The 13933-nt window shown below is 75.6% G+C and carries 12 protein-coding genes; 5 read left to right on the top strand and 7 right to left on the bottom strand.

Features of this window, described 5'->3' with window-relative positions; genetic code table 11:
• The first annotated feature begins 173 nt into the window (after window positions 1-173).
• Window positions 174-1691 carry an SDR family oxidoreductase gene (locus ACI8AR_RS16125; protein ID WP_457051924.1) on the top strand — a complete coding sequence of 506 codons (1518 nt, stop codon included), beginning with the start codon at window positions 174-176 and terminating at the stop codon, window positions 1689-1691.
• Between the two features lie 123 nt (window positions 1692-1814).
• On the opposite strand, the gene ACI8AR_RS16120 is transcribed toward ACI8AR_RS16125, so the two are convergent.
• The 7 genes from ACI8AR_RS16120 to dnaA form a co-directional block, all read right to left on the bottom strand.
• Window positions 1815-3521, bottom strand: coding sequence for an ABC transporter ATP-binding protein (locus ACI8AR_RS16120; RefSeq protein WP_457051953.1), 1707 nt, complete (start codon window positions 3519-3521; stop codon window positions 1815-1817).
• 56 nt (window positions 3522-3577) lie between these two features.
• The gene (locus tag ACI8AR_RS16115; RefSeq protein ID WP_457051923.1) at window positions 3578-4354 is read right to left on the bottom strand and encodes a hypothetical protein; all 777 of its coding nucleotides are present in this window, start codon (window positions 4352-4354) and stop codon (window positions 3578-3580) included.
• A 13-nt stretch (window positions 4355-4367) separates the two neighbouring features.
• Window positions 4368-4868 (bottom strand): DUF721 domain-containing protein, encoded by a 501-nt coding sequence (locus ACI8AR_RS16110; RefSeq protein WP_457051922.1) that lies wholly within the window; start codon window positions 4866-4868, stop codon window positions 4368-4370.
• Entirely contained in the window at window positions 4861-6039 is a 1179-nt protein-coding gene (gene recF / locus ACI8AR_RS16105; protein ID WP_457051921.1) for a DNA replication/repair protein RecF, read from the bottom strand. The genes ACI8AR_RS16110 and recF overlap by 8 nt, the downstream gene beginning before the upstream one ends.
• A gap of 93 nt (window positions 6040-6132) precedes the next feature.
• Window positions 6133-7065: a phosphogluconate dehydrogenase (NAD(+)-dependent, decarboxylating) gene (gene gnd, locus ACI8AR_RS16100; RefSeq protein WP_457051920.1), complete on the bottom strand. Its 933-nt coding sequence runs from the start codon at window positions 7063-7065 to the stop codon at window positions 6133-6135.
• A gap of 106 nt (window positions 7066-7171) precedes the next feature.
• A complete protein-coding gene (gene dnaN / locus ACI8AR_RS16095; RefSeq protein ID WP_456939048.1) occupies window positions 7172-8323 on the bottom strand; it encodes a DNA polymerase III subunit beta in 1152 nt (383 codons plus the stop codon).
• A gap of 875 nt (window positions 8324-9198) precedes the next feature.
• The gene (gene dnaA, locus ACI8AR_RS16090; RefSeq protein ID WP_457051919.1) at window positions 9199-11031 is read right to left on the bottom strand and encodes a chromosomal replication initiator protein DnaA; all 1833 of its coding nucleotides are present in this window, start codon (window positions 11029-11031) and stop codon (window positions 9199-9201) included.
• A 675-nt stretch (window positions 11032-11706) separates the two neighbouring features.
• Here dnaA and rpmH point away from each other — a divergent pair.
• Genes rpmH through yidC form a run of 4 tightly spaced genes read left to right on the top strand, consistent with a single transcriptional unit; the run spans window position 11707 to window position 13822 of the window.
• The gene (rpmH, locus tag ACI8AR_RS16085; protein WP_040338882.1) at window positions 11707-11844 is read left to right on the top strand and encodes a 50S ribosomal protein L34; all 138 of its coding nucleotides are present in this window, start codon (window positions 11707-11709) and stop codon (window positions 11842-11844) included.
• 1 nt (window position 11845) lies between these two features.
• Entirely contained in the window at window positions 11846-12265 is a 420-nt protein-coding gene (gene rnpA, locus ACI8AR_RS16080; RefSeq protein ID WP_457051918.1) for a ribonuclease P protein component, read from the top strand.
• Window positions 12262-12678 (top strand): membrane protein insertion efficiency factor YidD, encoded by a 417-nt coding sequence (yidD, locus tag ACI8AR_RS16075; protein ID WP_457051917.1) that lies wholly within the window; start codon window positions 12262-12264, stop codon window positions 12676-12678. Before rnpA ends, yidD begins: the two co-directional genes overlap by 4 nt.
• Entirely contained in the window at window positions 12671-13822 is a 1152-nt protein-coding gene (gene yidC, locus ACI8AR_RS16070; RefSeq protein WP_457051916.1) for a membrane protein insertase YidC, read from the top strand. The genes yidD and yidC overlap by 8 nt, the downstream gene beginning before the upstream one ends.
• Window positions 13823-13933: the final 111 nt, after the last annotated feature.

The raw sequence follows: 13933 nt of genomic DNA, 5'->3' as shown, positions 1-13933 counted from the left end.
TACCGGGTCCACCGACAGAAACCGCGTCGCGCGGGCCCTCAGGCCGCCCCTGCGCCACTCGCGGCTCGCGACGTACCACCGGTGTTGCCCCCGGGGTCGACACGCCCGCCCAGGGGCCGCTGGGCCGGTCGACCGGACGGCACCGTCCGCCGGCGACTCCCAGACTGGTCGACATGCAGCCGGCAGCGCGGCCCCTCACCTGTCTGGTCACCGGTGCGACCGGTTACGTCGGCGGCCGGCTGGTCCCGGAACTGCTGGCCGCCGGCCACCGCGTCCGGGTGTTCACCCGCTCGCCGCGCAAGCTGCGCGACGTCCCCTGGCGGGACCGCGTCGAGGTCGCCGAGGGCGACGCCGCCGACGCCGACGCCGTCCGCCGCGCCTGCGAGGGCGCCGACGTCGCCTACTACCTCATCCACGCGCTGGCGATCGGCCGCGAGTTCGAGGAGCGGGACCGGCGCACGGCACAGGTGATGGCCGACGCGGTGCGGGAGGCCGGCGTCGGGCGGCTGGTCCACCTGGGCGGGCTCGAGCCGCAGGACGAGGAGCTGTCCCCGCACCTGCGCTCGCGCGCGGAGGTGGCCCGCATCCTGCTCGGCTCCGGCGTGCCCACCGTCGTGCTGCGGGCCGCGGTGGTCCTCGGCTCGGGCTCGGCGTCGTTCGAGATGCTGCGCTACCTCACCGAGCGGCTGCCGGTCATGGTCACGCCCCGCTGGGTGCACAGCCGCATCCAGCCGATCGCCATCCGCGACGTGCTCCGCTACCTGGTCGGCTGCGCCACGCTGCCGCCGGACGTGCACCGCTGCTTCGACATCGGCGGCCCCGACGTCATGGACTACGCGCACATGATGCAGCGGTACGCCGAGGCCACCGGGCTGCCCCGGCGGCGGATCCTGCCCGTCCCGGTCTTCACCCCGTCGCTGTCGAGCCACTGGGTCGGGGTCATCACGCCCGTGCCCGCGTCGATCGCCCGGCCGCTGGTCGAGTCGCTGCGCAACACCGTCGTCTGCGCCGAGCACGACATCGCGCGGTACGTGCCCGACCCCCCGGAGGGCCTGCTCGGTTTCGACGAGGCGGTGCGCCTGGCGGTGCAGAAGGTCCGCAACAACGCCGTCGACACCCGCTGGACCGGCGCCTCGGTGCCAGGGGCGCCGTCGGACCCGCTGCCGTCGGACCCGGACTGGGCCGGAGGCAGCCTCTACGTCGACGAGCGCACGCGGGAGACCGACGCCTCACCGGACGCGCTGTGGCGGGTGGTGGAGGGCATCGGCGGGGAGACCGGCTGGTACAGCTTCCCGCTGGCCTGGGAGGTGCGCGGCTGGCTGGACCGCGCCGTCGGCGGGGTCGGGCTGCGCCGCGGCCGGCGCGACCCGTCGGACCTCTACGTCGGGGACGCGCTGGACTGGTGGCGGGTGGAGGAGCTCGAGGAGGGCCGGCTGCTGCGGCTGCGCGCGGAGATGCGGCTCCCCGGCCTCGCCTGGCTCGAGTTCCACGTGGAACGTGCCGACGACGGCCGCACCCGGCTGCGGCAGAAGGCGACGTTCCACCCGTTCGGCCTGCTCGGGCAGCTCTATTGGTGGGGCGTCTCGCCGTTCCACGGCGTCGTCTTCGGCAGCATGGTCCGCAACCTGTGCAAGGCCGCGGAGGCGCAGGAGGCGCAGGGCGCGTCCGCCGCCGGCCGCACGGCTGCCTGAGGCAGGACGCGACGTCCTGGCTCACCAGAACGCGTCCTGGCTCACCTCCGACGCCGAGCCAGGACGCAGCACGATCAGCCCGACTGATCCACCGCACCGTCGGCCCACAGGACGCGCCCGCGGTCAGACCAGGAGCTGGGCGGAGGCGAGCTCGCGGTAGAGGGGGCTGGTCTCGACCAGCTCGGCGTGCGTGCCGCGGGCGACGACCCGGCCGCCGTCGAGGACGACGATCTGGTCGCTGTCGAGCACGGTGGACAGCCGGTGGGCGACGACGAGCAGCGCCCGGTCGGCGGCCGCGGCGGCCAGCGTCTCGCGCAGCAGGTTCTCGTTGCGGGCGTCGAGGCTGGCGGTCGGCTCGTCGAGCAGCAGCAGCGCCGGGCGGGCCAGCAGCGACCGGGCGATCGCCAGCCGCTGCCGCTCCCCGCCGGACAGCAGCACGCCCTCGTCGCCGACCGGCACGTCCAGCCCGCGGGCCGAGCGCTGCACCACGCCGGTCAGCCCGACGTCGGCGAGCACCGCCCACAGCTCGTCGTCGCCGGCGTGCGGCGCGGCCAGCAGCAGGTTCTCCCGCACCGTCCCCGCGAGGACCGGCGCCTCCTGCTCGACGTAGCCCAGCTGCCCGCGCAGCGCGGCCCGCGGCAGCTCGCGGACGTCGGCGCCGGCCCACCGGATCGCCCCCCCGGTCAGCGGGTAGAAGCCCTCGACCAGGGCGAGCACCGTGGACTTGCCCGCGCCGGACGGGCCGACCAGCGCCACCCGGCTGCCGGCCGGCACGGTCAGCGACACCCCGCGCAGCACCTCGGTGCCGTCGGGGTAGGCGAACGAGACGTCGTCCAGCTCCAGCAGCGGGACGCCGGGGGCCGGCGCCCGCGGGGCGGTCGTCGCGCCGCCGACCTCGGCGACGGCGTCCCGCTCGGGCTCGAGGACCAGCACCTCCTGGATGCGGGCCAGCGCGCCGAGCCCGGTCTGCAGCTGGGTCCACGCCGAGACCGCCTGGCCCAGCGGCATGACCAGCAGGAACAGGTAGAGGATGAACGCGACCAGGTCGGCGACGGCGATCGAGCCGGTGGCCACCCGGTACCCGCCGAGCCCCAGGACGGCGAGGAACGCGCCCTGCACGGCGATCGACCCGGCCGGCGCGACCAGCGCCTGCACCTTGGCCACCGAGACCCCGGCCCGGTAGGCCCGCGCCGCGCTCTCCCCCACCGCGTCGACCTCGCGCGCGGTGGCGCTGCTGGCCCGGATGGTGCGCACCGCCGACAGCGCCCGCTCGACGGCCGCCGTCATCGCGCCGACCTCCTCCTGGGCCCGCCGCGAGAGCCGGCGCACCCGCCGACTGGTGCTGACCACCACTGCCATCCCGACGGCGACCGCGGCCAGCGTGACCAGCAGCAACCAGACGTCGACCAGCGCCATCGCCACCAGCGCGCCGACCCCGACCACCGCGGAGCCGGCCACCTCCACGACGCCGGAGGTGACGGTGGCGCGCAGCAGCGTGGTGTCGGCGCCCACCCGGGACATGAGGTCGCCGGTGCGCCGCCGGTCGTACTCGGCCACCGGCAGCCGCAGCAGCCGGTCGGCCACGGTGCGCCGGGTGGTGAGGACGACGCCCTCCCCGGTGCGCTGCAGCAGGTAGGACTGTCCCGCGTTCAGCACCGCCCCGGCGACCAGGACCAGCACCAGCGCGGCGACGGCGGGCAGCAGCGGCCGGCCCGCGCCGACGGCGGCGATCACCCGCCCGGTGAGCGCCGGCTGGGCCAGCGCCGCGGCCGCGCCGACCAGCGACAGCCCGGCGGCCAGCAGCAGGGGCCGCCGGTGCGGGCGGAGCAGGGGCAGCAGGTCGCGCAGCCCCGCCGCGGCCGGTGGGGCGGCGGCCTCGGCGGCGCTCAGGAGACGCCGGCCAGGGCGGCGACCATCGCGCCCAGCAGACGGGCGTGGTGCTCGATCAGCTCGGGCCGCTGCCCGTCGGGGCGGACCGCGGCGAGGTGGCCGGCGGCCGTCCAGAACTCGTCGCCGTCGTCCGAGGCCATCAGCAGCCCGCGCACGGCCGGGTCGCCGACCAGCCGGCGGACCGCCTCGCCGTCCTCGGCGGTGAGCAGCACCCAGCGGGCGTCGAAGGCCTCGTCGCCGCTGGGCACATGCAGCAGGCCGCCGGTGCGGTGCCGCCAGAACCGGGCCGGGGACAGCCGCAGGCCAGGCAGGGGCAGCAGCACCGGCGCCGCGGTGACCGCCCACTCGGGCACGGTGTAGCGCTTGTCGGTGAAGACGACGTCGAAGGCGACCAGCTCGAGGGTCCCGGCGCGCCCGCGCATCACCCCGGCCGGCCGGTGGTCCTTCGTCGCGCGGACCGGGGCGGTGGTGACCAGCTCGGCGAGGACGGCGTCCTGGGGCGCGGTGCCGTCGGAGATCTCCCAGCCGTGCTGCAGCGCCCAGCCCTGCGCCCCGACGGTGTCGCCCTGGTAGCGGAACACCTGCTCGACGACGCCGGGCGTGCGCTGCCGCGGCGCGGGCGGCGCCCAGGAGACCACCGGTCCGGGGCGTGCCGGCTCGGGGTCCCGGTCGCCGTCGCCCGTCCCGCCCTCACCGAGGTGGGCCGGCTCCTGCCAGCCGTCCCGGTCGCGCGGGTCGTCGTCGCGGGGTCGGTCGTCGTGCGGGCTGCTCATCGGGGCACCGTCCTCATCCGTACGTGTCGCGAGGCCCCCGCCCGCGGACCGACCGCGGACCCTTCTTCCAGCTGGGGGCCGTCGGTCCGACAACGCGCAGCCGGGTCACCACGTCCCCGCCGACCTGGGCGCGCAGCCGGGCGAGGATCGTCGGGGCGAGCAGCCGCAGCTGGGTGGCCCAGGCGGTGGACTCCGCGACGACGAGCAGCTCGCCCTCGGTCAGCGTCTCCGGGCGGCAGTGCGCGGCGATGTCGGGGCCGACCAGCGCCGACCAGCGGCCGAACACCGCGCCGACGCGGGTCTGCTCCGACCAGTCCTGGGTGCTGACCAGCGAGTCGACCAGCCGCGCCAGCGGCTGCGGGTCGTCGTCGCCGGGGCGCGGGCCGGTCCACCGCCGCCGCGGGCCGGCCACCCGGCGGCGGGTGGGCGCCGGGCGGGCCGCCGACGCGGCCCGGGCCGCCTCCAGCGCGGCGCGGGCGATGTCGCTGGGCCGGGCCGGCCGCTCGTCAGCCACCGTGGACCTCCTCGCCGGTGCCGGCCGCCTCGACCAGCGTCGCCGTCCCCTCGCCCACCTCGACCCGGGCGCCGCGGAGCTCGTCGGGCACGTCGTCGAGCACGGCGGCCGTGATGAGCGTCTGCTCGGCACCCCGGGCGACCTCGGCCAGCGCCGCCCGCCGGCCGGCGTCCAGCGTGGCGAAGACGTCGTCGAGCACCAGGATCGGCTCCTCGCCGTCGGCGCGCAGCAGGCCGAAGCAGCCGAGCTTGAGGGCGAGCGCCAGGGACCAGGACTCGCCGTGGCTGGCGAAGCCCTTGGCCGGGGCGGGGCCCAGGTGCAGGACCAGGTCGTCGCGGTGCGGGCCGACCAGGGTCATCCCCCGGTCCACCTCGTCCCGGCGCCGCTCGGCCACCCGCTCGCGCAGCGCCGCCGACAGCTCGGCCGCCGAGGGCGTCGCGGCGCCCTCGGCCAGCGGGGCGCCGTCGCCGGCCAGCGGGACGGTGCTCGCGTAGCCCAGGCCCGCGACCGCCGCACCCGCGCCGGCCACGGTGGCGTAGGCGCGGGCGACGTGCGGCGCGAGGTCGGCGACCAGCGCCAGGCGGGCGGCCAGCAGCTGCCCGCCGAGCTCGACGAGGTGGGCGTCCCAGACGTCGAGGGTGGCCAGCGCGTCACCGCGGGCCATCCGCGCGGTCTTGAGCAGGGCGTTGCGCTGCTTGAGCACCCGCTCGTAGTCGCTGCGCACACCCGCCAGCCGCGGCGTGCGGCTGACCAGCAGGTCGTCGAGGAACCGGCGCCGCTCGGCCGGGTCGCCGCGCACCAGCGCGAGGTCCTCGGGGGCGAACAGCACGCTCTTCACCACCCCGAGGAGCTCCCGCGGGCGCGGCAGCGCGGCCCGGTTCACCCGCACCCGGTTGGCCCGGCCCGGGTTGACCTCCACCTCGACGAGCAGCTCGCGGTCCTCCCGGCGCAGCGCGGCCCGGACGACGGCCTGCCCCGCGCCGTGGCGCACCAGCGGCGCGTCGGCGGACACCCGGTGGCTGCTCATGGTCGCGAGGTAGCCGACCGCCTCGACGAGGTTGGTCTTGCCCTCGCCGTTGCGGCCGACGAACACCGTCGGGCCGGGCCGCAGCGCCAGGTCGACCTTCTCCCAGCTGCGGAAGTCGACCAGCTGTAGGTGCCGGACGTACACCTCAGCCCCGGCCCGGCGGTGAGGTGCTGGAACGGCCGCCCTTCAGGGGCCCGCGCCGAGCGTGCGAGGCGTGGGGGGAAGGGTGGTCCTTCTTCACGCGGGCCGCTCGACCTCCTGCGCCTTGACGGCGTGCACCGCGTGCCCGCCGAACTGCTGGCGCAGCGCGGCGACCGCCTTCATCGTGGGCGAGTCGTCCTGCCGCGAGACGAACCGGGCGAACAGCGACGCCGCGATCGTCGGCATGGGGACGGCGTGGTCGATGGCCTCCTGGACCGTCCACCGGCCCTCCCCGGAGTCCTCGGCGTAGCCGCTGATCTTCTCCAGCTGCGGGTCCTCCTGGAGCGCGCGGACCAGCAGGTCCAGCAGCCACGAGCGGATGACGGTGCCCTGGGTCCAGCTGGCGACGACGCCCGGCACGTCCTCGATCAGGTCGACGGCGGCCAGCAGCTCGTAGCCCTCGCCGTAGGCCTGCATCAGCGCGTACTCGATGCCGTTGTGGACCATCTTCGCGTAGTGGCCCGCCCCCACCGGGCCGGCGTGCACGAAGCCCGCGCCCGGGATCTCCTCCCCCGACGCGTCGGTCGGCGACGGCGGCTTGAGCGCGTCGAACACCGGCTGCACCTTGGCGACGTCGTCCTTCGAGCCGCCGACCATCAGCGCGTAGCCGTTCTCCAGGCCCCACACGCCGCCGGAGACGCCGGCGTCGACGTAGCCGACGCCCTTCTCCCCGAGCATCTCGGCGTGCACCTGGTCGTCGGTGAAGCGGGAGTTCCCGCCGTCGACGACGACGTCGCCCGGCTCGAGCAGCTCACCGAGCTGGCGCACCGTCTCCCGGGTCGGCTCGCCGGCCGGGACCATCACCCACACCACGCGCGGCGCCGACAGCGCGCCGACCAGCGCCTCGAGGCTGTCGACGTCGCGCTTGTCCGGGTGGTGGTCGAAGCCGACCACCTCGTGACCGGCGCGGCGCAGCCGCTCGGCCATGTTGCCGCCCATCTTGCCCAGCCCGATCAGCCCCAGCTGCACGGCTCAGTCCTTCCCTCGCGGTCGTCATGGCACGGGCGCACGCGACGGTGCGGGTGCCCGCGGTGTGCGGTGCCCTCCCCGGCTGCCCGGGACACCTCGTGCGACGTCAGCCCGGCAGACGCACCGGCATGATCAGGTACCGGTAGCTGCCGGGACGCTCCACCGGGCGGTCGCCGCCGTCCTCGTCGTCGGTCGCCGGGTCCTCGACGCCGGAGAGCACCGCGGGCTTGAGCGGGCTGGTGAAGTCCATCCGCGCCCGGCCGGTGTGCACCGCGGCCAGCCCGTCGAGCAGGAACGTCGGGTTGAAGCCGATGGTCAGCGGGTCGCCCTCGAACTCGACGTCGCAGCGCTCCTCGGCCTGGCCCTCGTCGTCGCTGCCGCCGGCGCGCAGCGTCACCTGGCCGGGGGTGAACTCGCAGCGCAGCGGCGTGCCGCGCTCGGCGACCAGGGCGACGCGCTTGGCGGCGTCGGTGAACTGCACGACCGGCAGCGTGGCGTGCGCGGCCGACTCGCTCGGCATGATCGCGCGGTACTTGACGAACTCGGCGTCCAGCAGCCGGGTGGTGGTCTGCCGGTCCTTGCCGGACAGGCCGAGGATGCCCTCGCCGGACCCGGTGGAGGACAGCGAGACCACGATCTCCGGGCCGCTGGTCAGCGTGCGGGCGGCGTCGGCGAGCGTGCGCGCCGGGACCAGCACCGCGGCCGAGATGCCGGGGGTCTCCGGGCGCCAGGCGAACTCGCGCACGGCCAGCCGGTAGCGGTCGGTGGCGGCGAGGGTCACCCGGTCGTCGTCGATCTCCAGCCGGACGCCGGTGAGCATGGGCAGCGTGTCGTCGCGGCCGGCGGCGACGGCCACCTGGCCGACCGCCTCGGCGAACACGTCGCTGTCGACCACGCCGGCCGACGACGGCATCGCCGGCAGCGACGGGTAGTCCTCCACCGGCAGCGTCGGCAGGCTGAACCGCGCGTTGCCGCAGGTGATCGCCAGCCGCGGGCCGTCGGCGCGGACGTCGACCGGCTGCGGCGGCAGCGCACGGGTGATCTCGGCGAGCAGCCGGCCCGGCACCAGCACGCGGCCGCTCTCGCCCGCCTGCACGTCGACCTCCGCGCGTGCGGACACCTCGTAGTCGAAGCCGGAGACCGACAGCTGGCTGCCGTCGACCTCGAGCAGGATGCCGGCGAGGACCGGCACCGACGGCCGCGGCGGGAGGCTGCGCGCCGTCCACGCGACGGCATCCGCGAGCACCTCGCGTGTCACCCGGAACTCCATGACCGACCCACCCCAGCTCTGCACGGCCCACTGCTGTCGTCTGCGCACCCCGGCGCCCGGCGTCCGTGCGGACCGGGAACGGGGCTCTGTGTCTGTTGCGTCGTTCATCGTGCCCGTCGGGGTGTGGATGGGGGAACCCGGGACCCGATCAGGTGGCCGCTCCTGGCTCCCTGCTGCTGTCCCGCTGCGGCCCCGGAGCTCCTCCGGGTCGCAGCGTCCCCACCCCTACTGGGGTTCGAGAAAACCTCGATCTATCTCCCTCATCTCCGTCATCACCGGTGTGGAAGCTGGGGATCGAGGCCCTTCCCGCAGGTCAGCGCCCAAGTCGACATGTTGGCTCGCTGTGGGGAACTCACGTGCGGTTGTTGTCGACACGTGGACATCTCGACGGCCGTGCACAGCCACCGTCGTCCGTCCACGCCGAGTCCCCGCTCCACCCCCCGTCTGTCCCCAGTCCGTGCCCAGGCCGTCGGCGGGCGCGCCGGCCTGCGACGGGTGAGGATGGGGACGACGGCCCGCAGGCGGCACGAAAGCGCAGGTCACCACGGCGGAACGTCGCTGCATGCACACACTGGGGAACCACCTGGGGACGACACCCGGTGCCACTGCTCCCCCGGCCGGTCCGGTCCCGCCGGGATCACGATCTCCCCAGGGTGTGCACATCCCTGGGGACAACTCGTCGCGATGTCGACACCGCGGAGGCCGGTGACCGCCCGGCAGCCGCGCGACGACGGGCGACGACCGGTCCCCGTCGCCGTCCTCCGGCTGTGGACAGCCGGCCCGGTGTCTCCACCGCGGGCCGGGACGACGACGGCCGCCGGGGCCTCGCGTGAGGTCCCGGCGGCCGTCGGAGGGCCTTGGGGCTACTGGCGGGCGCGGCTCTTGATGCGCGCGGTCAGCTCGGTGACCTGGGTGTAGGTCGCCCGGCGCTCGCTCATCAGGTTGGTGATCTTCTTGACCGCGTGCATGACCGTGGTGTGGTCCTTGCCGCCGAAGGAGGCGCCGATCCGCGGCAGGGACAGCTCGGTGAGCTCCCGGCACAGGTACATCGCGATCTGGCGGGCGTTGACCAGCGTGCGGCTGCGGTTGGAGCCCTGCAGCTCCTCCATCGTCACGGAGAAGTACTCCGCGGTCGCGGCCATGATGATCGCCGCGGTGATCTGCGGGCCCTGCTCGTCGCTGATGAGGTCCTTGAGCACCAGCTCGGCCAGCGGCAGGTCGACCTGCTGCTTGTTGAGGCTGGCGAAGGCGGTGACCCGGATCAGCGCGCCCTCGAGCTCGCGGATGTTGGTCTGCACCTTGCTGGCGATGAACTCCAGCACCGGGTCGGGCACCTGCAGCCGCTCGCCGTAGGCCTTCTTCCGCAGGATCGCGATCCGGGTCTCCAGGTCCGGCGCCTGGACGTCGGTGATCAGCCCCCACTCGAACCGCGTGCGCAGCCGGTCCTCGAGCGTCGTCAGCTTCTTCGGCGCCCGGTCGGAGGTGATGACGATCTGCTTGCTCGCGTTGTGGAGCGTGTTGAAGGTGTGGAAGAACTCCTCCTGCGTCCGCTCGGCGCGCTCCAGGAACTGGATGTCGTCGATGAGCAGGAAGTCGATGTCCCGGTAGCGGCGGCGGAAGTCCTCGGCCCGGCCGGAGTGCACCAGGTTGATGAACTCGTTGGTGAACTCCTCGGTACTGACGTAGCGCACCCGCACGTTGGGGAACATCCGCGCCGCGTAGTGCCCGATCGCGTGCAGCAGGTGCGTCTTCCCCAGCCCGGAGTCGCCGTAGACGAACAGCGGGTTGTAGGCCCGCGCCGGGGCCTCGGCGACGGCGACCGCCGCGGCGTGGGCGAACCGGTTGCTGTTGCCGATGACGAAGCTGTCGAAGACGTACTTCGGGTTCAGCCCCGGGTCCAGGCCGGCCGGCGGACGGCGGTCACCGAACAGCGGCACCGCGGTGCCGGACGTGCGGCCGGGGGACCCGCCGCGCTGCGGCCCGGGCTCGTCGGCGCCGTCGGGGACGACGTCCCCGAGGTCGAAGGGCAGCACCTCGGCACCCTCCCCGACGCGCGGGCCGCGGCGGCGGCCGGTCCGCCCGCGGCTCGCGGGGCTCCAGTCGGTGCCGCCCCACTCCCCCACGCCGTCACCGGCGGGCGGCGGGACGTCGGCCGGGGACGGCGCCTCCCGGCGCGCGGCGTCCCGGCGGGCGGCGTCGGCCCGGCCGGCGTCGTAGGGCTCGAAGGGACCGGCCTCGTACGGGGCCGGCTCGTAGGGGCCCGGCTCGTACGGCGCGGGCTCGAAGCCGGCGCGGTCGAGCGGCCGCGCGTCGCTGCGCACCCCGAAGGCGCTGCGGCCGTCGTCGGCCCGCTCGCGGTCCTCGTCGCTGGGGCCGGCGTCGACCGGCGTCCACGGCCGGCGGGTCGGCGGCTCCTCGGGCGCGGGCGCGGAGGCGGGGGTGTCCTCGAGCTGGATGGCGACGCCGATGTCCCGGCCGAGCTGCTCGGACAGCGCCTCGGCCAGCACCCGGCGCATCCGCGACTCGAGCACGGTCTGGGTGAACTCGTTGGGCGCGGCGAGCACGGCGGTGCCCCCGACCAGGCCCACCGGCCGGGTCAGGTTGAGCATCGCGTTCTGCTGCCGGGTGAGGCTGGTCGCCAGCCGCTCGCGGACCGAGTCCCAGACCTCCGCCAGGTCCACCGTGGCATCGGCCATGACCGTGTCCTCCCCTTGCAGTTCGTCCCCGCTGTACGACCTCCGGCGTCCCCAGGAGCCGGCGTCCCCGGTGCCACGGCTGCCCGGGAAGTGGACATCCTGGACACCCGGGTTCCACACCAGTGTCCACAGGCTGTGCACGACCGGCGACATGGCGCCGTGTCGACCTGTGGATGTCCAGGTCGCAGCGGTGTCGTCGCTGGTCGGGAGGGAGGTCGTGATACGGCTCGAGGCGGACTGCGGTCAGGTCGACCGGGTGGTCGGCCCCCGTGCCGGGCGGTCTGCCCGGACCGGAGCGACGGCGACGCTAACAGCCCCGTCCACAGCCCGGCAACGACGTCCGGGGACGCCTGGGACGGCCGGTGTGCGTGTCGTCCGGCGTGTCGCCCCCGGGCGGTCGGCGTGCCGACACCGACCGTCCGCCCGGAGGGTGCAGCCTGGCGGGTCGCCGTCGGCGAGCCGGTCGCGTGACCGGGACCGCGGGATCGGCGTCCTCGGGCGCCGCCGTCCTCGGTTATGCTGGTCGGAGTCTGTGGACCGGGCCGCTGGCACCGGGATCCGCAGCGCCAGCCTCGCGGGGTCCCGCGGAGTGGCCCCGCCGCCTCTCCCGGAGCCCCGCCGCGTGCCTGCCCACCGGCCGGCCGCACCACCGATGTCCTGCCGTAGGAGTACCCCGTGAGCAAGCGCACCTTCCAGCCGAACAACCGCCGCCGGTCCAAGACCCACGGCTTCCGGCTGCGGATGCGCACCCGCGCAGGCCGCGCGATCCTCGCCGGCCGCCGCCGCAAGGGTCGCGAGAAGCTCTCCGCCTGAGGTGCTGCCCGCGCAGGCCCGCCTGCGCCGGCGTCCGGAGTTCACCGCGGTCGTCCGGTCGGGCCGGCGTGCCGGTCGGCCGACCATGGTGCTCCACTACCTCCCCGTCCGACCCTCGGCCCGCACGGCCGGGGGTCTCGGCGTGCCCGGGGACGGCGCGCCCGCCGGGCCCCGGGCCGGGTTCGTGGTCGGCAAGGCGGTCGGCAACTCCGTGGTCCGGCACCGCGTGACCCGGCAGCTGCGCGCCGCCGTGCGCGAGGAGCTCGGCCGGCTGCCCGCCGGCGCCGACCTGGTCGTCCGGGCCCGTCCCGACGCCGCGACGGCGACCTCCGCGCAGCTGCGCCGCGACCTGGCCGCCGGCCTGGACCGGGTGCTCGCCGAGCGCTCCCGGCCGGCGACCGAGCGGACGCGGTCCTCGTGAGCGCCCCCGCGACCCGGCGTCCCGGACCCGTGGCCCGCGCGCTGCTGGCCGCCGTCGGCTTCTACTCCCGCGCGATCAGCCCCGCGCTGCCCCCGCGCTGCCGCTTCGCCCCGACCTGCAGCGCCTACGCCGCCGAGGCGGTCGCTGTCCACGGCGCCGCCCGCGGGTCGTGGCTGGCGCTGCGGCGGCTGCTCAAGTGCGCGCCCTGGCACCCCGGCGGCTACGACCCGGTCCCCGCGCCGCGCGCGGACCGGACACGCCCCGGAACCGGCGGCGACGGCCGCACGTCGATGACAGCGGCACCCGCGGCGCCCGCCGCCGGCGTGCCCGCCCCCGACGGTGCCCGTCGCCCCGCCCCCGAGACCCCGCCGGCGTCCAGCCGGGCCCCGCAGGAGGAGTCCTCCGTTGCTTGACTGGCTCTACACCGCCATCGCCTTCGTCATGAAGACGTGGCACTCGGTGTTCTCGACGTTCCTCGACCCGGCCGCCGGCATCACCTGGGCGCTGTCGATCGTGTTCCTCGTCGTCACCGTCCGGCTGCTGCTGTTCCCGCTGTTCGTCAAGCAGATCAAGAGCCAGCGGGCGATGCAGGAGATCCAGCCGGAGATCCAGAAGCTGCGCAAGCAGTACGGCGCGGACCGCCAGGGCTTCAGCCAGGCGATGATGGCGCTGCAGAAGGAGCGCGGGGTCAACCCGCTGGCCGGCTGCCTGCCGATCCTCCCGCAGATCCCGGTCTTCCTCGCGCTGTTTCACGTGCTGCGCCGGCTGCAGCCCGGTGCCCAGGGCCTCTACAGCTGGAGCGACGAGCTCACCGACCAGGCCGCCAAGGCGGAGCTGTTCGGGGTGGCGCCCATCTCGTCGTCGTTCAACATGACGGGGGCCAAGGCCGAGGCCGTCCTCGCGCTGCCCGGTGTCACCCAGGCCGGTATCCGCACGGTCGCGCTCATCCTCATGGTGGTCATGTGCGTGACGACCTACGTCACGCAGAAGCAGATCATGAAGCGCTCCGGCCCGGTCGAGGGCCAGGCCGCGATGGTGCAGAAGCTGCTGCTCTACGGCATGCCGATCAGCCTCTTCGTCACCGGCTTCTTCTTCCCCATCGGCGTCCTCCTGTACTGGATGACGAACAACCTGTGGACCCTGGGCCAGCAGTTCTTCATCCTGCGCAAGATGCCCCCGCCCGGCAGCCCCGCCGCCAAGGCGAAGGCCGAGGCCGAGAAGCCCGCGATCGACCCGAAGACGCTCGCCCCCAAGCCCGGCGCCAAGCCGGTGCGCGGCAAGGGCGGCCGGCCGGCGGGAGCCGGCGTCGAGCTGACCAAGGGCGGCACCGACGGCGCTGCGGCGGACGGCGCCGCGGCGGACGGCAGCACGGCCGGCGGCACCGCGAACGGCACCGGCAGCGTGAACGGCACAGGCGGCAGTACGGCCGGCGGGGCGACCGCCGCGGGCGGGACCGCCTCCGGCGGCCGCCCCGGCGGGAACCGCACCCCCCGGCCCGCGAACCGCGGCCCGCACGGCCGGCCCGCCGGCACCGGCGGCAAGCGCAAGCGCCGCTAGACCCCGGTCCGCGGCGACGGCGTCCCCGACGCCGGCCGCCGCGGACTCGCCGCGAGGAGCAGCGACCCCGCGCCCTCCGGCCTCCGACCTCCGGGCCCGCCCCGGCTGCCG

This window comes from Geodermatophilus sp. SYSU D01036 (genome assembly GCF_054050435.1).
The sequence above is the reverse complement of the archived record's forward strand: the minus strand, read 5'-3'. Positions and strand labels throughout refer to the sequence as shown.

Coding starts and splice junctions, on each gene's coding strand:
- ACI8AR_RS16125 (WP_457051924.1), top strand. CDS start 174: ATGCAGCCGGCAGCGCGGCCCCTCACCTGTCTGGTCACCGGTGCGACC.
- ACI8AR_RS16115 (WP_457051923.1), bottom strand. CDS start 4,354: ATGAGCAGCCCGCACGACGACCGACCCCGCGACGACGACCCGCGCGAC.
- dnaA (WP_457051919.1), bottom strand. CDS start 11,031: ATGGCCGATGCCACGGTGGACCTGGCGGAGGTCTGGGACTCGGTCCGC.